Origin of the sequence: Symbiobacterium terraclitae, from assembly GCF_017874315.1 — a bacterium.
In the GTDB taxonomy this organism is placed as follows: Bacteria; Bacillota; Sulfobacillia; order Symbiobacteriales; family Symbiobacteriaceae; genus Symbiobacterium; species Symbiobacterium terraclitae.
In genome coordinates this window covers 20,595-40,795 of sequence record NZ_JAGGLG010000002.1, presented here as the reverse complement: position 1 = coordinate 40,795, position 20,201 = coordinate 20,595, and the positions used below count along the sequence as shown (strand labels likewise).

Genomic DNA, 20,201 nt, shown 5'->3' with positions numbered 1-20,201 from the left:
GGCGAGTCCCGCCGTTGACATAAATACCCCAGAGGGAGCGTGATTGCCGAATGCTTCCGTGGATTGGAATCCTCATCGTCCTCGCAACCATCTATGCAATCATCAAACGGTATGAGACCCGACTCGTCCTCTTCACCGCAGGCCTCCTGATGGCGACGATCTCACTGAAGCCGATGGCCGCCTTCGAACAGTTCACCAAGTCGATGACCAACGCCGGTCTCATCACCGCTATCTGCTCCGTCATGGGCTTTGCCTACGTCATGAAGCTGACCAAGTGCGACCAGCACCTGGTGCACCTGGTCGCGGGGGGCGTCACCAAGCTCCGCGCGATCCTGATCCCAGCCTCCACGATGGCCACCTTCCTGATCAACATCGCCCTCCCCAGCGCCGCCGGCTGCAGCGCCGCCGTCGGTGCCGTCCTGATCCCGGTCATGATGGCCGCCGGCATCCACCCGGCCGTCGCCGCCGCTGCGGTTCTCGCCGGCACCTTTGGCTCCGTGCTGAGCCCGGGCAGCGCGCACATCGTCATGGTCTCTGACATGTCCGGCCTCTCCGTGGTGGAGACCATCGCCGTCATCACCGCCGCCACCGTGGTGGCCGGCCTGATCGGCGCGATCGCGCTGGCCGTCTACGCCTTCATCCGCAAGGAGGACCGGGGCTACCAGCCCCAGGATCTGGGCTCCGGCGCCGAGTTCAAGGTGAACTTCCTCTACGCCATGGTCCCCGTGATCCCGCTGGTCCTGCTCATCCTGGGCGCCACCGTGCCGGCCATGAAGGACTGGGGCCTGACGGTTGCGGCCTGTATGGTCATCGGCACCATCCTCGCCCTGGTCGTCACCCGCACCTCCCCCGCCGAGGTCTCCAAGTCGTTCTTTGACGGCATGGGCAAGGCCTACGGCGACGTCATCGGCATCATCATCGCCGCCGGCGTCTTCGCCGCCGGCCTCGGCCAGATCGGGCTGATCGACATGCTGATCAACGCCGTCACCGGCGTTCAGGGGGCGGTCGCCGCCGCCGGCACGTGGGGTCCGATGCTGGTCGCCATCCTCTCCGGCTCCGGCGACGCCGCCACCATCGCCTTCAACGAGGCGGTCACGCCGCACGCGGCCACCTTCGGCATGGAGATGGCCCCGCTGGGCACCCTGGCCTCGCTGGCCGGCTCCCTGGGCCGCTCGATGAGCCCGGTGGCCGGCGCCGCCATCGTCGTGTCCGGCATCGCCGGCGTCAACCCGATCGAGGTGGCCAAGCGGAACGCGCCCGGCATGATCCTGGCCAGCATCGTCGCCTTTGTGATGATGGGCCTGTAAGCGCAGGGCGGTATCGCAAGATCGGGGTTCTGCGGCCTCAGCGGCCCGCAGAACCCCGCTTTCCTACATCCTCAGTACGCAGGAGGTGCCCCATGCCTGTTCAGGCTTCCCGCATCGAACGCGACCTGCACGCCTTCGCCCAGTTCGGCAAGTCCGGCCCCACGGCGGTCACCCGCCTCGCCCTGACCCCGGAGGACCGGCAGGCCCGGGCCCACTTCATCGGGCTGTGCCGGGAGATCGGCATGCAGGTGCGCATCGACCGGTTCGGCAACGTGGCGGGCGTGCTCGGCGAGTGGGACCGGCCCGCGCTGCTCCTGGGCTCGCACCTGGACTCCGTCCCCGACGGCGGCCGCTTCGACGGCGTGGTCGGCGTCGTGGGGGCCCTGGAGGTCATCCGGGCCCTCAAGGAGGACGGCCGGCTGCCCGACATCCCCGTGGGCGTGGTCAACTTCACCGCGGAGGAGTCCTCCCGCTGGGGGCGCGCCACCATGGGCTCCAAGGGCCTGGCCGGCATCATCCCGGAGGACGAACTGCTGAGCTACAGGGACCGGGACGGCGTTACCTTCGGCGAGGCCATCCGGCAGAACGCGGGCTACGACCTCGTCGGCGGCCCCCGGGATTTCGGCCCGATCGCCGGCTTCTACGAGTTGCACGTGGAACAGGGGCCGGAGCTGCTGATCGCCGGCAAGCCCGTCGGCGTGGTCAGCCACATCGCGGCCCCGTCCCGCTACAAGGTCTTCGTCCACGGCACGGCGTCGCACTCGGGCTCCACCCTGATGGGCCGCCGCAGGGACGGCCTGGCGGCTTCCGCCGAGATCGTGCTCGGGCTGGAGCGCCTCGCCAGGGAGATCGGCGACGCCGTGGTGGCCACGGCGACGGTCTTCAGCCTGAAGCCGGTCTCGATCAACGTCATCCCCGGCGAGGTCGAACTCGGCATCGACATCCGGGGCATCGAGAAGGCCGCCATCCAGCGGCTGACCGGCGGCTTCCGCGCCCTGGTGGACGAGGTCTCGGCGCGGCGGGGCGTACCCATCGAGATCGAGACGCTCTCGGAGGAGGATCCCGTCACGCTGGATGCGCAGATGGTCGAGCGGCTCTCCCGGGCCTGCGAGCGCAGGTCCATACCGTATCTCAAGACCGTCAGCCGCGCGGGCCACGACGCCATGTACGTGGCCAGGATCGCCCCGGCGGCGATGCTGTTCGTACCCAGCAAGGACGGGCTCAGCCACAACCCCGGCGAGTTCACCGCCACCGAGGAGATCGCGCTCGGGGCTGAGGTACTGGCGGAAGCGGTCAGGGCGTTCAGGTAGCGGACGCGCGACGGGGAGGCAATCGCCTCCCCGTTCCACATCCGTCAGGCTTCGCCCCGCTGCCGCCGGCCCTCCAGCCAGCACTTGCGGCAGCGGGCCTCGTACCGGTCGCCGCCGCCCACCATCACGTCCTCGGTCTTGGCCTGGAGCGCGAAGGGCTTGGTGGCCGGCTCGCCGCAGACCACGCAGACGCCGTAGAGGCACGTGATGCTGTCGGCCAAGGCCAGCAGCTGCGGCATGCAGCCGAAGGGCTTGCCCTCCGACGTCTGGGAGAGCCCGGCGATGATCACGTAGTGGCCCCGGTTGGCCAGCTCCTGCACGGTCGAGACCAGCATCTCGTCGTAGAACTGCGCCTCGTCGATGGCGATCACGTTGGGCTTGTGGATCTCCGCGTACCAGAGGATCTCCAGCGGGCTGTCGGTGTGAATCGCCTCGAACCGCAGCCCGTCGTGCGACACGATCACCTCGTCCTCGGTGTACCGTTTCGCCATGCGGGGCTGGAAGACAGCGGCGGTGCGCTTGGCGAGAATGTACGTCCTCACCCGGCGGATCAGCTCGGTCGTCTTGCCGGCGTACATGCTTCCAGACGTGATCACGTCGATCCAACCGTAGTTCAGGTTCCGAAGCAACGTAGGCGCCTCCCCTGGCTGCTGCAACTCCTAGTGGGATTCGGGAAGCGACGCCCCGATTCCTTCGCCGAGTTCACCGCCGACGACCGCAGGACGAACGCCGCTCATCGCCCGGGAGACGGGTCCGCCGGGTTCTCGGGCACAACCCCCGGCTGCTCCGCAATCTGCTTCCGGTAGTCCTCCACGCCCTCGGCGATCGCCCGGGCCACCGTTCTCTGGTACTCGGGCTGCTGCAGGCGCTCCCGCTCGGCCCGGTTGGAGAGGAAGCCCATCTCGACGATGGTCGCGGGCATCTGCGACGTGCGCAGGACGAAGTAGTCGCCGGGCAGGGCGTACCGGGTGGTCTCCGTCAGCGCCCGCAGCCGGTTCTGAATCGCCATGGCGAGGATCTTCCCCTCGGGTCGCCCGCCCTTCTGGTAGAAGGTCTGGGCGCCCCAGCAGTTGCACCGGTCCTTGTTGGCGTGCAGCGAGAGGTAGATGTCGGCCCGGTGCTCCGCCGCCATGGCCACGCGCTGCTTCAGATCCTCGCGCACGGTGCGGGAGAAGTGGCTGTCGTCCGACCGGGTCAGGATCACCTTTGCATCCCGCTCCTCCAGCATCTCCTTCAGCAGGAGGGCGACCTGCAGCGTCAGCTCCTTCTCCTTGACCCCGTCCACCACCGCACCCGGGTCCCAGCCGCCGTGCCCGGGGTCGACCACGATGACCATTCCCGCCAGCGGCCCTGGCGGCCTCTGCGGCTCCTCAGGCGCCTCCGGCCGGGCGGCCTGACGACCCACCCACGCTGCGCGGAGGGCCGCTGCCAGAACGAGAAGGACCAGGCCCACCAGCAGCGCCTGGCCCCAACCAAGCCTGCGCACATGCCTCACCCCTGACAGGATGCGTATGCGCCGGCTTGTCTGATATGCTTGTCTGGCTCGTCTCAGCCGGTGTAGTACGGCGTCAGCCCCAGCCCCAGCGCCGCCCGCAGCAGCAGGTCCAGGGCGAAGACGACCAGGGCCGCGCGCCAGCCGTGGATGACCGGCGCAACGGCCCGCGCCTGCCCCCAGCGGCCGAATGCGCCCATGGTGAACACATAGGGCAGGAGGGCCAGCGCGGCGAACCACTCGCACCAGGTCGCGATCACGGGCGGCGCGGGCTCTCCCGACAGCCACGCGTGCAGGCCCCCGCAGGCCGCCAGGGCGAGAAAGGCCAGCGCGCCCCAAAGCAGGCTGCCCCGCCACGCGGTCCCAACCTTGCGGACGATGCGCTCCACCGCACACCACCTCCCACGCATGGGACGCGCCCGGGCGGGCCACCGTTCACCCGCAGCGGGCAGCAAGAAGGCCCGTGGCGGGTTTTCGCCACGGGCCTGTACATCTTTAGCGCTTGGAGAACTGCGGGCGCTTGCGGGCCTTCTTGAGGCCGTACTTGCGGCGCTCCTTCATGCGCGGATCGCGGGTGAGGAAGCCGGCCTGCTTGAGGACCGGACGCAGCGAGCCGTCGACCTTGAGCAGGGCCCGGGAGATCGCGTGACGGCACGCGCCGGCCTGGCCGGAGATGCCGCCGCCGATCACGTTCAGGTAGACGTCGTACTTGCCAGCGGTGCCGGTGATCGCCAGCGGGCTCTCCACCAGCATCTGGAGGGTCTGAAGGCCGAAGTAGTCAGCGAGGGTGCGGCCGTTCACCACGAAGTTGCCAGTGCCCGGCACGAGGCGGGCGCGGGCGATGGCGTTCTTGCGACGGCCGGTGCCCCAGTATTGCGTCAGAGTCGACATCGATCAACACGCCTCCTTTCGATTAGACCTCAAGCGGCTCCGGCTTCTGCGCCGCATGCGGGTGCTCCGGACCAGCGTACACCTTCAGCTTGCGGTACATCTGCCGCCCAAGCCGGTTGTGGGGAAGCATGCCCTTGATGGCGAGCTCGAGGACGCGGGTGGGCCTGGTCGCAATCATGCGCTCGAAGGTGATGGCCTTCTGGCCGCCCGGGTAGCCGGAGTGGCGCAGGTAGACCTTGTCGGAGGCCTTGTTGCCGGTGACCTGAACCTTGTCCGCGTTGACGATGATGACGAAGTCGCCACAGTCAACGTGCGGGGTGAAAGTCGGCTTATGCTTGCCACGCAGAACAGCGGCGACCTTGCTGGCCAGGCGTCCGAGGGTCTTGCCCTCGGCGTCGACCACGTACCACTTCCGCTCGACATTCTGCGGATTGGCCATGAATGTAGTGCTCACTGGATTCCCTCCTACGGAAGATGGATCGGTGAGGGGCATCTATGCGATCGGACGACGCCTGGCGTACACGCCCTACTCGGGAAAGGCGTGAGGTCCAGGTCGCTCCTGGTCTCAACCCGTGCCTCCAGTGGCGGCGAGGTCAACGCCCATTAGTATACATTGGCGCCGCAACCACTGTCAAGGCGCCTACTCCGCGTCGTCCGCGGCGTCGGCGTCATCCGCCCACCACGCCGGCCGGGCGGGGCCGTCGCCGTAGACGACCTCTTCCAGGCAAAGGCCGTGCGGCGGCAGTGTGCGGCCGGCCAGCCGCCGGTCGCCCGTCTTCAGCGCCTGCGCCACCTGGGCGATGGTGCGCCTCCCGGCCCCGACCTCGAGCAGGGTGCCGGCGATGATGCGCACCATGTTGTAGAGGAACCCGTCCGCCGCCACGTCCAGGAACAGGAGCGTGCCCTGCGGTGTGAGCGACAGCCGCGTGACGGTGCGCACCGACGTCTTGGCCGATCCCCCCGAAGCCCGGAACGCGGCGAAGTCGTGCCGGCCCACCAGGAGGTCCGCCGCCCGCCGCATGGCCGCGAGGTCCAGCGGCCTGTGCCAGTGGTAAGCGAAGTGCCGGATCAGCGGCGCAGGGTAAGGCGAGACGTGGAAGGTATACCGGTACCGCTTCTCCCGCGCCCAGTACCGGGCGTGGAAGTCGGGCGGCACGGCCTCCGCGCCGACCACGGCGATGTCCTCGGGGAGGCGGCTGTTCAGGGCGGCGGGCCAGCGGTCCACCGGGATGGTGGCCCCCGTGCGGACGTGGACCACCTGCCCCCGGGCGTGCACGCCCGCGTCGGTGCGCCCCGCCGCCGAGGCGATCCGCAGGTCGGGTTCGCCGGTGACGGCCCGCAGCGCCTCCTCCAGCCGCTGCTGGACGGTGACGCCGTTGGGCTGCCGCTGAAAGCCCGCGTAGGCGGTGCCGTCGTACGCGAGGATCAGCTTGATCGACCGCACCGCCATCACCTCCCTCGCCGCAGCTAACCATTCAGCCTTTTCCGGTGAGCCTGAGGCCCAGGAGCAGGGCCAGGAACCCGACGAGCACCGCCAGCGCCACGCCGTCCCGTGCGGCGAAGGCGAGCTCCTGCATGCGGGTGCGCCCCTCCCCGCCGCGGTAGCCCCTGGCCTCCATGGCCGTGGCCAGCTCGTCCGCCCGGCGGAAGGAGGCCACGAACAGCGGCACGAGCACGGGCACGAGGCTGCGCACCCGCGCCATGAGCGATCCCGTGGCGAAGCTGGCTCCCCGGGCCTGCTGGGCCCGCATGATCCGGTCGGCCTCCTCGGCCAGCGTGGGGATGAAGCGCAGGGCGATGGTCATCATCAGCGCCAGTTCGTGCGCCGGAACGCCGATCGGCCTGAGGGGCCTGAGCATCCGCTCGAGGCCGTCGGTGAGCCGGATAGGCGAGGTGGTGAGCGTCAGCAGCGACGCCACGGTGACCAGCAGCAGGAGCCGCGTCGTCGTGACGCCCACGAGCACCAGGCCCTCACGCGTGGCCGTGAGCGGGCCCAGCCGAAAGAGCGGCTCCCCGGGCGTGAGAAACAGGTTGAACGCGGCGGTGATCAGGAGAAAGATCAGGATGGGCCGCATCCCGCGCAGGATGAGCCGGATGGGCACGCGCCCAAGGGCGATCAGGGACAGGGTGAACAGGATGGCGGCCAGATATCCGGGCCATGCCTTCGGCAGGAAGATGGCCACCGAGAGGATCAGCACCCCGGTGATCTTCACCCGGGGGTCGAGCCGGTGCAGCAGCGAGGTGCCGGGGAAGTACTGGCCGATGGTCACTCCCTGAAAGCTCACCGCCGGTCCGCCCCCTTCCCTGCGGTATGCAGTACCGCCTTGATGGCGGACACCGCCTGGTCGAGCGTGACGATGTCCGGCGGCAGCTGCCAGCCGCGCGCCCTCAGGTGATCGGCGAGGACGACGGCCGCGGGCACGCCGAGCCCGATGGCCTCCAGCTCGGCCCTGCGGGAGAACAGCTCCCGGGGCGTGCCCAGCATGTGCACGCGGCCACCGTGCATCACCAGGACCCGGTCGGCGCGCTCGGCCACGTCGTCCATCGAGTGGGAGACGAGGATGACCGTCATGCCCAACGCCGGGAAGGTCCCGACGAGGTCGAGGATCTCGGCGCGCCCCTGGGGGTCGAGCCCGGCCGTGGGCTCGTCGAGGATGAGCACGCGCGGCTCCATTGCCAGGACGCCCGCCAGGGCCACTCGGCGGGCCTGACCGCCCGAGAGGCCGAAGGGGGAACGGTCCCGCATCTCCGCCGGCAGCCCAACCCGCTCCAGCGCCCGCATCACCCGCCGCTCGACCTCGGCTTCGTCAAGCTTCATGTTGCGGGGGCCGAAGGCGACGTCCTCGAAGATCGTCTCGCCGAAGAGCTGGTGCTCCGGGTACTGAAAGACCAGGCCGACGCGCTGGCGCACCTTGCGCAGGTCGGTGCGCCGGTCGGCCAGGTCCATCCCGTCCACCAGCACGCGGCCCGAGGTGGGGCGGAGCAGGCCGTTCATGTGCTGAATCAGGGTCGATTTCCCCGATCCCGTCGGGCCGATGATACCCCAGAACTCCCCGTCCGGAATCGTGAGCGACACGTCATCCAGCGCCTTCCACTCGAAGGGCGTCCCGGGCTGATAGACGTGGCTTACTGCTTCGAAGACAATTGGCATAAGGCCTCCACCAACTCTTCCAGCGTCAGTATCTCCCCCGGGAGCGGAATTCCGTCCGCGCGAAGGCGCTCCGCCACCTGCACGGCGGGGGGCACGTCCAGCCGCAGGGCCCGGAGCCTGTCGGCCTGGCTGAAGACCGCGCGCGGGGTGCCCACCAGCTGGACCTTGCCGCCGGCCATGACCATCACCCGGTCCGCCACCGCCGCCTCCTCCATGAAATGGGTGATCCAGACCACGGCCATGCCCAGCTCGCGATTGAGGCGGCGCACCACCCCGAGCACCTCGGCCCGGCCGGAGGGATCCAGCATGGCCGTGGGCTCGTCCAGTACCAGGCAGGCCGGGCGCAGCGCCAGGGCGCCGGCGATGGCCACCCGCTGCTTCTGGCCGCCCGAGAGGAGGTGCGGCGAGCGCTCCCGGTGGGCGGTCATGCCCACCGACTCCAGGGCCTCCGCCACGCGGGCCCGGATCTCGGCCGGCGGCAGCCCCTGGTTCTCGGGGCCGAAGGCCACGTCCTCCTCCACGACGGCGGCGACGATCTGGTTGTCGGGGTTCTGGAAGACCATGCCCACCCGGTCGCGGATCGGCCAGAGGTTCTGCTCCTCGCGCGTGTCGAGGCCGTCCACCAGTACCCGACCTGAGCGGGGCAGCAGGAGGGCGTTGAGGTGCCGGGCCAGGGTGGACTTGCCGGAACCGTTCATGCCGAGCACAGCCAGGAACTCGCCCCGGTAGACCTCTGCGTCCACACCGTCCAGGGCGAGCGCCACCGGCCTGTCCTCGGCGGCATCCTCACGCCCGTAGGCGAAGGAGACCCGCTCGGCGACGATGTATGGATCGGCCATGGCACATCTCCCTCCCGTCTCGCAGGAAACGCCCGGGCGCTGTTGCGCCCGGGCGCAGCAGCGCCCGGGCGTTACGCACCAGTTGGCTTAGACCAGTTCGAGAATCGCCATGGGAGCGGCGTCGCCCTTCCGAACGCCGGTCCGGATCACCCGGGTATACCCGCCGTTGCGGTCGGCATACCGGGCGGCGATGTTCTGGAACAGCTTGGTGACCACGGACTCGTCGTAGATGTAGGCGAGGGCCTGACGACGGGCATGCAGGTCGCCGCGCTTGGCGAGGGTGATCATCTCCTCGGCGATGGACTGGACCTCCTTCGCCTTCCCCTCGGTCGTCTCGATCCGCTCCTTGTCAAACAGGGCCGTCACCAGGGCCCGGAACAGCGCCTTGCGAGCCGAGCTGTCGCGCCCGAGCTTCTGATAATGAGCCATCTCTCTCGTTCACCCCTATCCTGTGCAGATGGGTCACGCTGCCGGGGCTAGTCGTCGGACTGCCGCAGGCTCAGGCCGATGGCGGCCAGCTTGCTCTTGACCTCTTCCAAGGACTTCTTGCCCAGGTTGCGGACCTTCATCATCTCGTCGTCTGACTTGGCGCAGAGCTCCGCCACCGTGTTGATGCCGGCGCGCTTCAGGCAGTTGTAGGACCGGACCGACAGATCCAACTCCTCGATGGTCATCTCCATCAGCTTGTTGCGATCGTCGTCCTCCTTCTCCTGCATGACCTCGATCTCGTCGGCGTCGTCGGTCAGCGAGATGAAGAGCTCCAGATGCTCCTTGAGGATCTTGGCCGCCCAGGAGCAGGCCTCGTCGGGGCGAATCGCCCCGTTGGTCCAGACCTCCAGGGTCAGCTTGTCGAAGTTGGTCCGGTTGCCGACGCGGGTGTGCTCGATGGTGTAGTTGACCCGGCGAATCGGGGAGAAGATCGAGTCGACGGGGATCACGCCAATCGGCATGTCGGGGGTCTTGTTCTGATCGGCAGGAACGTAACCCCGGCCCTTGCCGACGGCGATCTCCGCGATGAGCCGGCCGCCCTTGTCCAGCGTGGCAATGTGCAGGTCCGGGTTGAGGATCTCCACATCGGCGTCCGTATGAATGTCCCCGGCGGTGACGACGCCCTCGCCCTCCGCGTGGAGCCGGAGGATCTTCGGCTCGTCGCTGTGTACCTTCAGCGACAGCTGCTTGAGGTTGAGGATGATGTCCGTCACGTCCTCGACCACACCGGGGATCGTCGAGAACTCATGCAGCACGCCGTCGATCTTCACAGAGGTAACTGCGGCGCCCGGCAGCGAGGAGAGCAGGATCCGCCGCAGCGAGTTGCCAAGGGTGATGCCGTAGCCGCGCTCCAGAGGCTCCACCACGAACTTGCCGTAGCTGTTGTCCTCGGCGAGCACTACGGTCTCAATCTTGGGCTTTTCCATTCCGATCATCTGGTAGATACCCCCAATTCCCTGTCTCACGTGTGAGCGCCCTACGCCACCGCCCCGGAAACCAGACCAGCTCCCTGGCCGGGTCGAATACCCCTCACGCACCCGGCCCGGCCGTCAGAGCCATTACCGGGAGTAGAGCTCGACGATGAGGTGCTCCTGCACCGGGGCATCGATCTCGTCGCGGTTCGGCAGGCGGAGCACCGTGCCCCGCATCGCCTCGGCGTCGACGGAGAGCCAGGCAGGCACCGTGCGCGTGGCAGCCGCAGCCAGCTCCTTCAGGCGCTTGTGATCACGGGAGGACTCCCGCACGGCGACGACGTCGCCCTCGCGCACCAGGTAAGAGGGGATATTGACCTTGCGGCCATTGACCTCGATGTGGGAATGCTTCACGATCTGGCGGGCCTCCGCACGGCTGGCGGCGAAGCCCATCCGGTAGACCACGTTGTCCAGGCGGCGCTCCAGGATCTGCAGGAGCACCTCGCCGGTGACGCCCTTCTTGCGGGCGGCCAGGTCGAAGTAGCGCTCGAACTGCCGCTCCAGCACGCCGTAGAACCGGCGGGCCTTCTGCTTCTCGCGCAGCTGCAGGGCGTACTCGGACTGCTTCCGGCGGCTGACGCCATGCTGCCCGGGCGGGGTGGCCCGCTTGACGACCGGGCACTTGTCGCTGTAGCACTTCTCGCCCTTGAGGTAGAGCTTAACGCCCTCGCGCCGGCACAGCCGGCAGACGGCTTCGGTGTAACGTGCCATTGCTTAGTTGTCCCCTCCTCTTCCTACACCCGGCGCCGCTTCGGCGGGCGGCAGCCGTTGTGGGGGATCGGGGTCACGTCCTTGATCGTCGTGACCTCCAGTCCGGCGGCCTGCAGCTGGCGAATGGCAGCCTCACGGCCCGACCCCGGCCCCTTGACCATGACCTCGACCTCGCGCAGGCCATGCTCCATGGCGTCCTTGGCCGCCTTCTCGGCCGCCATCTGCGCGGCGAAGGGGGTGGACTTCCGGGAGCCCTTGAAGCCCATCGCTCCGGCGGTCGCCCAGGAGAGGGCATTCCCCTGCATGTCGGTGATCGTCACGATCGTGTTGTTAAAGGTAGAACGGATATGGGCCACGCCCTTGTCGACGTGCTTCCGCTCCTTCCGCTTGGTACGAACGGCGCGCTTGGCCATGTAGACGTGTCCCTCCCTTTACTTGCCGGCCTTCTTCTTCCCGGCGACCGTACGCCGCGGGCCCTTGCGGGTGCGGGCGTTCGTCTTGGTGCGCTGGCCGCGCACGGGCAGGCCGCGGCGGTGCCGCAGGCCGCGATAGCAGCCGATCTCGATCAGCCGCTTGATGTTCAGCTGAACCTCCCGCTGCAGGTCACCCTCGACCTTGTACTCGTGGTCGATGACCTCGCGGAGCCGGGCCACCTGATCCTCGGTCAGATCGCGGACGCGGATGTCCGGATCGATACCGGTCTTCTGCAGAATCTCACGGGAAAGCGACCAGCCGATGCCGTAGATGTACGGCAGGGCAGCCTCAATGCGCTTGTCACGAGGCAGGTCGACACCTGCGATACGCGCCATGCTCTCGAAATACCCTCCTCATGTCGCAACAACGGAGTTGGTCGATGATGCACGACCCGTCCCAGACGACATCGCCGCAGAGAAAGTGGTGAGGGAAGAGGGACCTCGACCACCAGCCGCTCCCTGAGGTGAGGCCGCAGGGTTCCAGTTCGGGTTTTGCACGCCTCCCGGCAGTGTCCGAACCTCGAGCCCATGCGTAAATGCCGGTGCTCCCCTTACTGCCGCAAGGGGTGCGCCAGCCTAAAACCGGCAAAACTTCGCTGGTCTGCGGGGTCGGCCAAGCGGCCGCTGCAACCGCGCGGTCGCAACTTACCCCTGCTTCTGCTTGTGCTTCGGGTTCTCGCAGATCACCATCACGTGACCGTGCCGCTTGATGACCTTGCACTTCTCGCAAATCGGCTTCACCGACGGGCGAACCTTCACGAGCAGCCCCTCCTCTCTTCGCGCGCTCGTTTGGCCGGAATGGTCCAGGTCAAGCGCAGGGATGCAGACCAAAAGGGAAAAGCTTCGTAAGAAGCGTGAATGGTTGAGACGGCTTTTGGTGAGCCGACCTATTTGTACCGGTATACGATTCTACCACGGGTGAGGTCGTAAGGCGACAGCTCAACCGTGACGCGATCGCCAGGTAGTATCCGGATAAAGTTCATACGGATCTTTCCGGAGACGTGGGCGAGCACCTGGTGCCCGTTGGCCAGCTTCACCCGGAACATGGCGTTGGGCAGCGGCTCAACCACGGTGCCCTCAACCTCGATGACGTCGTCCTTGGACATACGTGGGTTCTATACCTCCTCGCAGACTCCCGCAGGAATGGTCTCCAGGGCCTTGACAATCTCTTCGTCGGTGACCTTGGCGCCTCGTTCCAGTCGGAGAGCCAGGGAGGCGTCTGCCCAACCCAGCACCTCGAGGTGCCGCCGATTCTTGAGCTTCGGACGGGCGACCGGTCTCCGGCGACCATTGGCCACTGTGACGAACCGCTCGTCCACTACCCGCACCACAACGTAACAGGATCCCAGGTCGCGTCCGGCCAGAGATCGCACTATGGCGCCGGGCCTTAGACCCGGTTGGTCCACGGACGTGCACCTCCGTAATCGCTCCCGCAACTCGGGTTCACGCGCGAAAGGCCAATACCACTATTATAGCACAAGACCGGATAACTATTCCTCACGGTTTGGTGAGAATCACCGGTCCGTCTTCGGTGATCGCCACGGTGTGCTCGAAGTGCGCCGAGTACCTGCCGTCGGCTGTGACCACGGTCCAGCCGTCCCGCAGGACGCGCACCTCCTCGGTGCCCGCATTCACCATGGGCTCGATGGCGAGCACCATACCGGGCCGGAGCGTCACCCCGGTCCCGGGCAGCCCGTAGTTGGGCACCGGAGGATCCTCGTGCATCCGCTCCCCGACGCCGTGGCCCACGAAGTCGCGCACGACGCTGAAACCCTGGGATTCCACGTACGACTGAACGGCGTGTCCCACGTCTCCCAGCCGATTGCCAGGATAGCACCGGGCAATCGCTTTTTCAAGCGCGTTTCGCGTGACCTCCAGCAGCCGCTCGGCCTCCGGCGACACCCGCCCCACGGGGTGCGTGTACGCCGAGTCGCCCACCCAGCCGCCGTAGGTGACCCCCAGGTCGATGGCGATCACGTCGCCCTCTGCGAGCGCCCTCTCCCCGGGGATCCCGTGGATCACCACCTCGTTGACGGAAGCGCAGATCGACCCGGGGTAGCCGTGGTACCCCTTGAAGGTGGGGATGCCGCCGGCCTGACGGATCAGCCGCTCGGCCAGGGCGTCGAGCTCCCTGGTGGTGATCCCGGGGGCGATCACCTTCGCGAGCTCCTGGTGGACATGCCAGACGATCCGTCCGGCCTCCTTCATCTGCTGGATCTGCCGGGGCGTCTTGCGGATGATCATCGAGTACCCCTGACGGCCTCCTTGATGTCGGCGGTCACCTGCTCCATCGGCTGGTCGCCGTTGACGGTTCGCACCAGCCCCTGCTCGGCATAGAACTGCAGCAGCGGCGCCGTCTGGGTGTGGTAAAGGTTGAGGCGCACGGCCACCTTCTCGGCCTGGTCGTCGCTGCGCTGGTATAGTTCGCCGCCGCACCGGTCACAGGTGCCTTCGCGGGCAGGCGGATTGTACTTCACGTGATAGGTGGCACCGCAGGAGCGGCACACCCTGCGCCCGACCGCCCGGTCCACCAGCAGCTCGTCCGGCACGGCGATGTTGATCACGGCGTCGAGCTTCAGGCCCAGCTCCGCCAGCATCCCGGCCAGTGCCCGGGCCTGATCGGGCGTGCGCGGGTAGCCGTCGAGGATAAACCCCTTGACGCAGTCCGGCTGGGCGAGCCGATCCCTGACCATCCCGTTGGTCACGTCGTCGGGAACGTACTTGCCGGCGTCCACGTACTCCTTGGCCAGCTTGCCCAGGGGCGTCCCCTGGCTCATGTTGGCGCGGAAGATGTCGCCGGTGGAGATGTGCGGAATGGCCTCCTGCTCCGCGAGCAGCGCGGCCTGCGTGCCCTTGCCGGCACCTGGCGGGCCCATAAGGATAATGTGCATGCGTTTCCCTCCTGCCCTCGTGCCACGGAGCCGAGCGTACCCGCGAGGACCGGCTCCGCCCCCCGGTGAGACGGCCCCGGTCCTCGACGCGTCCACTGCGTTCCACCTAGCTCCGCATGAAGCCCTGGTAATGCCGCATCACCAGCTGCGCCTCGATCTGCTTGGTCGTCTCCAGCGCCACGCTGACGACGATCAGCAGGGACGAGCCACCGATGTATGCGTTCTGGACACCGGCCAGACCGATCAGCGTGATCGGCAGGATGGTGACCGCCGCCAGGAACAGGCCGCCGACCAGCGTGAGGCGGTTGGAGACCCGCTCCAGGTACTCGGCGGTGGGCTTGCCCGGGCGGTAACCCGGAATGAACCCGCCGTTCTTCTTGATGTTGTCGGCGACGTTCTCGGGGTTGAAGGTGATCGCCGTGTAGAAGTAGGTGAAGAAGATGATCAGCAGCGCGTTGATCAGCATGAACCACGCTGACCGCGTGTCAAAGTGGAGCTGAACCCAGCGCCCGAACCCGGTGTTGGGGATGAACTGGGCGATGGTGATGGGGAAGTACATCAACGACGAGGCGAAGATCAGCGGGATCACGCCGGCCTGGTTGATGCGGATCGGCAGGTGGGTCCGCTGACCGCCCACGACCCGCTTCCCCACGACGCGCTTGGCGTACTCCACGGGGATCTTCCGGACGCCCTCGTTGATGATGACCACGAAGACCACCATGATCAGGGCGATAACAGCCACCAGCAGAGGCTGGAAGATGTTGTGCTGGCCGGCCTGAAGCAGCTGGATCTCGCCGCCGATGGAGTAGGGCAGCCGGGTGACGATGTTGGCGAAGATGATCAGCGAGATGCCGTTGCCGATGCCCTTCTCCGTGATCTCCTCGCCGATCCACATGACGAGGGCGGTACCCGCCGTCAGGCTGACCATGATCACGAACAGGGTCACCAGGCTGTCGTTGTAGAAGGCGCCCCAGCTCCGCAGGGCATAGCCGATGCCGAAGGCCTGCACGAGGCCCAGCACTACCGTGCCGTAGCGCGTGTACTGCTGGATCTTCTTGCGGCCCTCCTCGCCCTCCTTCTGCAGCTCCTCCAGGCGCGGGATCACGACCGTGAGCAGCTGCATGATAATCGAGGAGTTGATGTACGGCGTGACGCCCATGGCGACGATTGCGAACTTGGAGAACGCCCCGCCTGCGAAGATGTCGAAGAACTGGAACAGGCCACCCGCTCCAAACACTTCCGCCAGCCGATCCAGGTTAACCCCAGGGACGGGAATGTGTGCGCAAATCCGAATGACGACCAGCATGCCGATGGTGAAGAGGAGCCTTTTCCTCAGCCCGGGCAGCCGCATCGAATTGCGCAGCGTCTCCAGCATCGCCATGGCTGTTAATTCACCTCTTCGGTGGCTTCTCCGATAACCTCAACCTTTCCGCCCGCGGCCTCAATCTTCTGCCTTGCGGACTCGCTCACCCTGTGTGCGCGCACGGTCAGCGCCTTGGTGAGCTCGCCCGTGCCCAGCACCTTCACGCCCTTCACGGCGTTCTTGCAGACCCGGGTCTCCTCCAGCAGCTCGGGGGTCACCACGGTGCCGGCGTCGAACCGCTCCAGGTCGGCGACGTTGACGATCTCATAGGTCACCTTGAACGGTGCGTTGGAGAAGCCCCGCTTGGGCAGCCGCCGGGTCAGCGGCATCTGGCCGCCCTCGAAGCCCGGACGGACGCCGCCGCCGGAGCGGGCGTTCTGGCCCTTGTGGCCCTTGCCGGAGGTCTTCCCCAGGCCGGAACCGATGCCGCGGCCCAGACGCTTGCGCTCCTTGCGGGCACCGGGGTTGGGAGCCAGCTCATGCAGTTTCATCCGAATGTCACCTCAGTTCGTCTGGGCTGTCAATGGGGGCGCCGGTGAGGACCGGCGCCGTCCCAACTTGGTTCGTCGTGAGGCGCTAGCCCTCCTGCACCTCGACCATGTGCGCCACGCGCGCGATCATGCCGCGCACCGCCGGGTTGTCGGGCCGCTCCACCGTCGCGTTCAGCTTGGTGAGGCCGAGGGACTTGCAGGTGGCCACCACCCGCTTGTCCCGGCCCGCCAGGCCGCGCTTCAGCGTAATCTTCAGCGTGCCAGCCACGTTCTTCCCTCCTCTAACCGAGGATCTGCTCGACGGGCTTGCCGCGCAGCTTGGCGACTTCCTCAGCGCTCTTCAGCTGGCGCAGGCCCGCGAGGGTGGCGAGCACCTGGTTGGCAGCGTTGTTGGAGCCCAGGCTCTTGGTGAGGATGTCCCGCACGCCGGCCGCCTCCAGGACCGCACGCACGGCCCCGCCGGCGATCACGCCGGTACCCGGGGAGGCGGGCTTCAGCAGCACCTTGCCGGCACCGAACTCGCCGATGACCTCGTGGGGAATGGTGGTGCCGTTCAGCGGCACGGTGATCATGGACTTCTTGGCGTCCTCGGTGCCCTTGCGCACCGCCTCGGGAATCTCGGCCGCCTTGCCGAGGCCGGCGCCCACGCGCCCATTGCCGTCGCCGACGACCATGACAGCGGAGAAGCTCATGCGCCGGCCGCCCTTGACGGTCTTGGCCACGCGCCGCAGGTCCACCATCTTCTCCTTCAGTTCGGCCTGATTGGTTTCGTTGCGAGCCACGTTCGTGTTTCCCTCCCTCGACTTAGAACTCCAGGCCGGCTTCGCGGGCGGCCTCGGCGAGGGCGGCGACGCGGCCGTGGTAGAGGTACCCGGCACGGTCAAAAACCACCTTCGTCACGCCTGCGGCCAGTGCACGCTTCGCGACCACTTCACCCACGATCGCGGCGGCGGCCTTGTTGCCGCCATTGCCCTCCAGCCGGGCCTTGACCTCAGGGTCGAGGGTCGAGGCGGAGACCAGGGTCTTGCCGACCGTGTCGTCAATCACCTGGGCATAGATGTTCTGGTTGGAACGGAAGACATTAAGCCGCGGCCGCTCGGGCGTGCCGTGGACGGTCTTCCGCACACGCAGCTGGCGCACCCGCCGCGCCTTGTTGCGATCCTGCTTGACGATCATCCTCGGTCACCCCCTTACTTCTTACCGGTCTTGCCTTCCTTGCGCCGGATGTGCTCGCCGGCGTACTTGATGCCCTTGCCGAGGTACGGCTCGGGCGGCCGGACGGCGCGGATGTCGGCCGCGATCTGGCCAACCAGTTCCTTGTCGATGCCGGTCACGATCACCTGGTTGGCAGCGGGAACCTGAAACTCGATGCCCTGGGGCGGATCGATCACAACCGGGTGGGAGTAGCCGACGGTCAGCGTCAGCTTCTGGCCCGTCTTGGCGGCACGGTAGCCGGTGCCCACCAGCTCCAGCGCCCGGGAATAGCCCTTGGTCACACCCTCGACCATGTTGGCGATCAGGGTGCGGGTCAGGCCGTGCAGCGCCTTGTGCTCCCGCTCATCGGAAGGACGGGATACACGGAGGGCGCCGTTCTCAATCGTGATGCTCATGGCCGGGTTGATCTCGCGGGTGAGCTCACCCTTGGGCCCCTTGACACGAACCACGTTGCCCTGAACGGTGACCTCCACCCCCGCGGGGATCGGGATGGGGTTCTTTCCAATGCGAGACACGGCAGCACCTCCTTCCTTACCAGATGTAGCAGAGAACTTCGCCGCCGAGGCCTTCCTGGCGGGCCTTCTTGTCGGTCATGACGCCCTTCGACGTCGACAGGATGGCGATGCCCAGGCCGCCCAGCACGCGGGGAATCTGATCGCGCTTGGCGTAGACCCGGAGGCCGGGCCGGGAGATCCGCCGCAGGCCCGAGATAACCTTCGTCTTATTGGGACCGTACTTCAGGTAGATCCGGATCACGCCCTGGTGCCCGTTGTCGATCCACTCGAAGTCACGGATAAAGCCCTCGTCCTTCAGAATCTGCACAATAGCCTTCTTCATCTTGGACCCGGGAACCTCGACACGGTCGTGGTTGGCCGTGGTGGCGTTCCGGATGCGGGTCAGAAGATCGGCAATCGGATCGGAGACGACCATGTTTGCGCTTCCTCCTTTCAAGATCGGACGGTTGGAGTCGGATCTGCGAGGGGATGCCCCTCACACCGCCGGCGTGGAGGTCTGTCACTCGCCGGCTGAACCCACCGGGCCTCCGGCGCTGGCCGAAGCGCTGCCGGTGCCCAACTCCCCTGCCCGATTCTCCACCTACCAGCTGGCCTTGCGGATGCCGGGGATCTGACCCTCGTGCGCCAACTTCCGGAAGCAGTGACGGCAGATGCCGAACTTCCGCATGTACGCATGGGGACGACCGCAAAGCTTGCAGCGGTTGTAGGCCCGCACGGAGTACTTCTGCGGCCGCGCCGCCTTGACCTTGAGCGAAGTCTTTGCCACTCTCGTCCCTCCTTAGCGTTCAGCGAACGGCATGCCGAGCCCCTTCAGCAGGGCCTTCGCCTCTTCGTCGGTCTTCGCGGTGGTGACGATGATCACGTCCATGCCCCGGATCTTATCGATCTTGTCGTAATCGATCTCGGGGAAGATCAGCTGCTCCTTCAGGCCCAGGGCGTAGTTGCCCCGACCGTCGAAGGCCTTCGGGGAAACCCCGCGGAAGTCGCGCACGCGGGGCAGTGCGACGTAGATCAGCTTCTCCAGGAAGTCCCACATCCGCTCGCCCCGGAGGGTCACCTTGCAGCCGATGGGCATACCCGTGCGGATCTTGAAGGTCGAGATCGATTTCCGCGCCCGGGTGATGACCGGCCGCTGGCCGGTGATCGCGGCGATGTCGCCGACGGCGGCGTCAAGCGCCTTGGCGTTCTGCACGGCCTCGCCGAGGCCGACGTTGACGACGATCTTGTCCAGCCGGGGGACCATCATCACGTTGCGGTAGTTGAACTGCTTCTGAAGTGCAGGAACGACTTCTTCCTGGTACTTCGTCTTCAAGTTGGCCAAGTGCCACAAGCCTCCTTTCTAGGGCCGCTGCGCGCTAGCCCTTTTTCTTCGCCTTCTTCGCTTCGATCTTCTCCAGCGACATCACGTTCGAGGCGTGAATGGGCGCCTCCATCTCGATGATGCCGCCGTTCGGATTCTTGGCAGAAGGCTTGGTGTGCTTCTTGACCATGTTCACGCCCTCGACCACCACGCGGTTCTCCTTCGGGAGCACGCGCAGGACCTTGCCCTGCTTGCCCTTGTCCTTCCCGGTGATGACGACGACGACCTCGTCCTTGCGGACGTGCACCTTGCCGTTATGCATGCTGCTACCCCCTCCCGGCTAGAGGACCTCAGGGGCCAGGGAGATGATCTTCATGAACTCCTTGTCGCGCAGCTCGCGCGCGACGGGTCCGAAGATACGGGTGCCCCGGGGCTCCTTCTCGTCCTTCAGGATTACGGCAGCGTTCTCGTCGAAGCGGATATACGAACCGTCCTCACGGCGCAGGCCCTTGCGGGTACGCACAACCACGGCCTTGACCACGTCGCCCTTCTTGACGACACCGCCGGGGCTGGCCTCCTTGACGGAGCAGACGATGACATCCCCGATGTTGGCGTAACGCCGCCACGAACCGCCGAGGACCTTGATGCACATCAGTTCCTTGGCGCCGGTGTTGTCTGCGACCCCAAGGCGGGTCTGAACCTGGATCATGGCCGATACCTCCTCTCGTGAGCCAGCCGGTTTCTCCGGGCGGGCTGCTCCCCGCCCCGCGAGACCTCGCTAACCCGGCCTCA

Annotated in this window: 31 protein-coding genes; 2 read left to right on the top strand and 29 right to left on the bottom strand. The window is 67.0% G+C overall.

The window, feature by feature from the left end:
- Nucleotides 1-50 precede the first annotated feature (50 nt).
- Complete coding sequence (gene dcuC, locus J2Z79_RS01625) at nt 51-1,307, top strand: C4-dicarboxylate transporter DcuC (protein ID WP_209465110.1); 1,257 nt, start codon at nt 51-53, stop codon at nt 1,305-1,307.
- Between the two features lie 92 nt (nt 1,308-1,399).
- The gene (locus J2Z79_RS01620) at nt 1,400-2,617 is read left to right on the top strand and encodes a Zn-dependent hydrolase (protein ID WP_209465109.1); all 1,218 of its coding nucleotides are present in this window, start codon (nt 1,400-1,402) and stop codon (nt 2,615-2,617) included.
- 44 nt (nt 2,618-2,661) lie between these two features.
- Here J2Z79_RS01620 and J2Z79_RS01615 read toward each other — a convergent pair whose 3' ends face one another.
- From J2Z79_RS01615 to rplN, 29 genes are all read right to left on the bottom strand, one after another.
- Complete coding sequence (locus tag J2Z79_RS01615) at nt 2,662-3,246, bottom strand: thymidine kinase (RefSeq protein WP_209465108.1); 585 nt, start codon at nt 3,244-3,246, stop codon at nt 2,662-2,664.
- Nucleotides 3,247-3,350: 104 nt separating this feature from the next.
- Entirely contained in the window at nt 3,351-4,103 is a 753-nt protein-coding gene (locus J2Z79_RS01610) for an N-acetylmuramoyl-L-alanine amidase (RefSeq protein ID WP_209465107.1), read from the bottom strand.
- Between the two features lie 62 nt (nt 4,104-4,165).
- Complete coding sequence (locus J2Z79_RS01605) at nt 4,166-4,498, bottom strand: hypothetical protein (RefSeq protein ID WP_209465106.1); 333 nt, start codon at nt 4,496-4,498, stop codon at nt 4,166-4,168.
- A gap of 106 nt (nt 4,499-4,604) precedes the next feature.
- Nucleotides 4,605-5,000, bottom strand: coding sequence for a 30S ribosomal protein S9 (rpsI, locus tag J2Z79_RS01600; protein ID WP_209465105.1), 396 nt, complete (start codon nt 4,998-5,000; stop codon nt 4,605-4,607).
- A gap of 22 nt (nt 5,001-5,022) precedes the next feature.
- Nucleotides 5,023-5,454 (bottom strand): 50S ribosomal protein L13, encoded by a 432-nt coding sequence (rplM, locus tag J2Z79_RS01595; protein ID WP_342589397.1) that lies wholly within the window; start codon nt 5,452-5,454, stop codon nt 5,023-5,025.
- Nucleotides 5,455-5,640: 186 nt separating this feature from the next.
- Nucleotides 5,641-6,450 carry a tRNA pseudouridine(38-40) synthase TruA gene (gene truA, locus J2Z79_RS01590; RefSeq protein WP_245301905.1) on the bottom strand — a complete coding sequence of 270 codons (810 nt, stop codon included), beginning with the start codon at nt 6,448-6,450 and terminating at the stop codon, nt 5,641-5,643.
- Nucleotides 6,451-6,475: 25 nt separating this feature from the next.
- Entirely contained in the window at nt 6,476-7,285 is an 810-nt protein-coding gene (locus J2Z79_RS01585; protein WP_209465102.1) for an energy-coupling factor transporter transmembrane component T family protein, read from the bottom strand.
- Nucleotides 7,282-8,151: an energy-coupling factor transporter ATPase gene (locus J2Z79_RS01580; protein ID WP_209465101.1), complete on the bottom strand. Its 870-nt coding sequence runs from the start codon at nt 8,149-8,151 to the stop codon at nt 7,282-7,284. Before J2Z79_RS01580 ends, J2Z79_RS01585 begins: the two co-directional genes overlap by 4 nt.
- The gene (locus tag J2Z79_RS01575; RefSeq protein ID WP_209465100.1) at nt 8,127-8,990 is read right to left on the bottom strand and encodes an energy-coupling factor transporter ATPase; all 864 of its coding nucleotides are present in this window, start codon (nt 8,988-8,990) and stop codon (nt 8,127-8,129) included. The genes J2Z79_RS01580 and J2Z79_RS01575 overlap by 25 nt, the downstream gene beginning before the upstream one ends.
- A gap of 87 nt (nt 8,991-9,077) precedes the next feature.
- A complete protein-coding gene (gene rplQ, locus J2Z79_RS01570) occupies nt 9,078-9,419 on the bottom strand; it encodes a 50S ribosomal protein L17 (protein WP_209465099.1) in 342 nt (113 codons plus the stop codon).
- Between the two features lie 47 nt (nt 9,420-9,466).
- Complete coding sequence (locus J2Z79_RS01565; RefSeq protein ID WP_209465098.1) at nt 9,467-10,414, bottom strand: DNA-directed RNA polymerase subunit alpha; 948 nt, start codon at nt 10,412-10,414, stop codon at nt 9,467-9,469.
- Nucleotides 10,415-10,537: 123 nt separating this feature from the next.
- Nucleotides 10,538-11,161 carry a 30S ribosomal protein S4 gene (gene rpsD / locus J2Z79_RS01560; RefSeq protein ID WP_209465097.1) on the bottom strand — a complete coding sequence of 208 codons (624 nt, stop codon included), beginning with the start codon at nt 11,159-11,161 and terminating at the stop codon, nt 10,538-10,540.
- A 23-nt stretch (nt 11,162-11,184) separates the two neighbouring features.
- A complete protein-coding gene (gene rpsK, locus J2Z79_RS01555; protein WP_209465096.1) occupies nt 11,185-11,574 on the bottom strand; it encodes a 30S ribosomal protein S11 in 390 nt (129 codons plus the stop codon).
- An 18-nt stretch (nt 11,575-11,592) separates the two neighbouring features.
- The gene (gene rpsM, locus J2Z79_RS01550) at nt 11,593-11,970 is read right to left on the bottom strand and encodes a 30S ribosomal protein S13 (RefSeq protein ID WP_209465095.1); all 378 of its coding nucleotides are present in this window, start codon (nt 11,968-11,970) and stop codon (nt 11,593-11,595) included.
- 309 nt (nt 11,971-12,279) lie between these two features.
- Nucleotides 12,280-12,393 (bottom strand): 50S ribosomal protein L36, encoded by a 114-nt coding sequence (gene rpmJ / locus J2Z79_RS01545; RefSeq protein WP_011197166.1) that lies wholly within the window; start codon nt 12,391-12,393, stop codon nt 12,280-12,282.
- A gap of 128 nt (nt 12,394-12,521) precedes the next feature.
- Nucleotides 12,522-12,740 carry a translation initiation factor IF-1 gene (gene infA / locus J2Z79_RS01540; RefSeq protein ID WP_209465094.1) on the bottom strand — a complete coding sequence of 73 codons (219 nt, stop codon included), beginning with the start codon at nt 12,738-12,740 and terminating at the stop codon, nt 12,522-12,524.
- A gap of 391 nt (nt 12,741-13,131) precedes the next feature.
- Nucleotides 13,132-13,878 (bottom strand): type I methionyl aminopeptidase, encoded by a 747-nt coding sequence (map, locus tag J2Z79_RS01535; protein WP_209465093.1) that lies wholly within the window; start codon nt 13,876-13,878, stop codon nt 13,132-13,134.
- Nucleotides 13,875-14,525, bottom strand: a complete 651-nt coding sequence (locus J2Z79_RS01530) for an adenylate kinase (protein WP_209465092.1) — start codon at nt 14,523-14,525, stop codon at nt 13,875-13,877. The genes map and J2Z79_RS01530 overlap by 4 nt, the downstream gene beginning before the upstream one ends.
- Before the next feature lie 106 nt (nt 14,526-14,631).
- Nucleotides 14,632-15,900: a preprotein translocase subunit SecY gene (secY, locus tag J2Z79_RS01525; RefSeq protein WP_209465262.1), complete on the bottom strand. Its 1,269-nt coding sequence runs from the start codon at nt 15,898-15,900 to the stop codon at nt 14,632-14,634.
- An 11-nt stretch (nt 15,901-15,911) separates the two neighbouring features.
- Nucleotides 15,912-16,379, bottom strand: a complete 468-nt coding sequence (gene rplO / locus J2Z79_RS01520) for a 50S ribosomal protein L15 (RefSeq protein ID WP_209465091.1) — start codon at nt 16,377-16,379, stop codon at nt 15,912-15,914.
- An 85-nt stretch (nt 16,380-16,464) separates the two neighbouring features.
- Entirely contained in the window at nt 16,465-16,647 is a 183-nt protein-coding gene (gene rpmD / locus J2Z79_RS01515; protein ID WP_209465090.1) for a 50S ribosomal protein L30, read from the bottom strand.
- Between the two features lie 13 nt (nt 16,648-16,660).
- A complete protein-coding gene (rpsE, locus tag J2Z79_RS01510) occupies nt 16,661-17,161 on the bottom strand; it encodes a 30S ribosomal protein S5 (protein WP_209465089.1) in 501 nt (166 codons plus the stop codon).
- 22 nt (nt 17,162-17,183) lie between these two features.
- Nucleotides 17,184-17,555 carry a 50S ribosomal protein L18 gene (gene rplR, locus J2Z79_RS01505; RefSeq protein WP_209465088.1) on the bottom strand — a complete coding sequence of 124 codons (372 nt, stop codon included), beginning with the start codon at nt 17,553-17,555 and terminating at the stop codon, nt 17,184-17,186.
- Between the two features lie 14 nt (nt 17,556-17,569).
- On the bottom strand, nt 17,570-18,109 hold the full coding sequence (gene rplF, locus J2Z79_RS01500; protein WP_209465087.1) for a 50S ribosomal protein L6: 540 nt from the start codon (nt 18,107-18,109) through the stop codon (nt 17,570-17,572).
- 16 nt (nt 18,110-18,125) lie between these two features.
- Nucleotides 18,126-18,524, bottom strand: a complete 399-nt coding sequence (rpsH, locus tag J2Z79_RS01495; RefSeq protein ID WP_209465086.1) for a 30S ribosomal protein S8 — start codon at nt 18,522-18,524, stop codon at nt 18,126-18,128.
- 165 nt (nt 18,525-18,689) lie between these two features.
- A complete protein-coding gene (locus J2Z79_RS01490; protein ID WP_209465085.1) occupies nt 18,690-18,875 on the bottom strand; it encodes a type Z 30S ribosomal protein S14 in 186 nt (61 codons plus the stop codon).
- A gap of 12 nt (nt 18,876-18,887) precedes the next feature.
- Entirely contained in the window at nt 18,888-19,430 is a 543-nt protein-coding gene (gene rplE / locus J2Z79_RS01485) for a 50S ribosomal protein L5 (RefSeq protein WP_209465084.1), read from the bottom strand.
- Nucleotides 19,431-19,464: 34 nt separating this feature from the next.
- Nucleotides 19,465-19,731, bottom strand: coding sequence for a 50S ribosomal protein L24 (rplX, locus tag J2Z79_RS01480; RefSeq protein ID WP_245301903.1), 267 nt, complete (start codon nt 19,729-19,731; stop codon nt 19,465-19,467).
- Between the two features lie 18 nt (nt 19,732-19,749).
- Nucleotides 19,750-20,118: a 50S ribosomal protein L14 gene (rplN, locus tag J2Z79_RS01475; RefSeq protein WP_209465083.1), complete on the bottom strand. Its 369-nt coding sequence runs from the start codon at nt 20,116-20,118 to the stop codon at nt 19,750-19,752.
- Nucleotides 20,119-20,201: the final 83 nt, after the last annotated feature.

Bases quoted from the DNA above. Each gene is read 5' to 3' on its own strand.
- dcuC (WP_209465110.1), top strand. From the start codon at position 51: ATGCTTCCGTGGATTGGAATCCTCATCGTCCTCGCAACCATCTATGCA.
- J2Z79_RS01620 (WP_209465109.1), top strand. From the start codon at position 1,400: ATGCCTGTTCAGGCTTCCCGCATCGAACGCGACCTGCACGCCTTCGCC.
- rpsI (WP_209465105.1), bottom strand. From the start codon at position 5,000: ATGTCGACTCTGACGCAATACTGGGGCACCGGCCGTCGCAAGAACGCC.
- truA (WP_245301905.1), bottom strand. From the start codon at position 6,450: ATGGCGGTGCGGTCGATCAAGCTGATCCTCGCGTACGACGGCACCGCC.
- J2Z79_RS01580 (WP_209465101.1), bottom strand. From the start codon at position 8,151: ATGCCAATTGTCTTCGAAGCAGTAAGCCACGTCTATCAGCCCGGGACG.
- J2Z79_RS01575 (WP_209465100.1), bottom strand. From the start codon at position 8,990: ATGGCCGATCCATACATCGTCGCCGAGCGGGTCTCCTTCGCCTACGGG.
- rplQ (WP_209465099.1), bottom strand. From the start codon at position 9,419: ATGGCTCATTATCAGAAGCTCGGGCGCGACAGCTCGGCTCGCAAGGCG.
- J2Z79_RS01565 (WP_209465098.1), bottom strand. From the start codon at position 10,414: ATGATCGGAATGGAAAAGCCCAAGATTGAGACCGTAGTGCTCGCCGAG.
- rpsD (WP_209465097.1), bottom strand. From the start codon at position 11,161: ATGGCACGTTACACCGAAGCCGTCTGCCGGCTGTGCCGGCGCGAGGGC.
- rpsK (WP_209465096.1), bottom strand. From the start codon at position 11,574: ATGGCCAAGCGCGCCGTTCGTACCAAGCGGAAGGAGCGGAAGCACGTC.
- rpsM (WP_209465095.1), bottom strand. From the start codon at position 11,970: ATGGCGCGTATCGCAGGTGTCGACCTGCCTCGTGACAAGCGCATTGAG.
- infA (WP_209465094.1), bottom strand. From the start codon at position 12,740: ATGTCCAAGGACGACGTCATCGAGGTTGAGGGCACCGTGGTTGAGCCG.
- map (WP_209465093.1), bottom strand. From the start codon at position 13,878: ATGATCATCCGCAAGACGCCCCGGCAGATCCAGCAGATGAAGGAGGCC.
- J2Z79_RS01530 (WP_209465092.1), bottom strand. From the start codon at position 14,525: ATGCACATTATCCTTATGGGCCCGCCAGGTGCCGGCAAGGGCACGCAG.
- secY (WP_209465262.1), bottom strand. From the start codon at position 15,900: ATGCTGGAGACGCTGCGCAATTCGATGCGGCTGCCCGGGCTGAGGAAA.
- rplO (WP_209465091.1), bottom strand. From the start codon at position 16,379: ATGAAACTGCATGAGCTGGCTCCCAACCCCGGTGCCCGCAAGGAGCGC.
- rplR (WP_209465088.1), bottom strand. From the start codon at position 17,555: ATGATCGTCAAGCAGGATCGCAACAAGGCGCGGCGGGTGCGCCAGCTG.
- rpsH (WP_209465086.1), bottom strand. From the start codon at position 18,524: ATGGTCGTCTCCGATCCGATTGCCGATCTTCTGACCCGCATCCGGAAC.
- rplX (WP_245301903.1), bottom strand. From the start codon at position 19,731: ATGCATAACGGCAAGGTGCACGTCCGCAAGGACGAGGTCGTCGTCGTC.
- rplN (WP_209465083.1), bottom strand. From the start codon at position 20,118: ATGATCCAGGTTCAGACCCGCCTTGGGGTCGCAGACAACACCGGCGCC.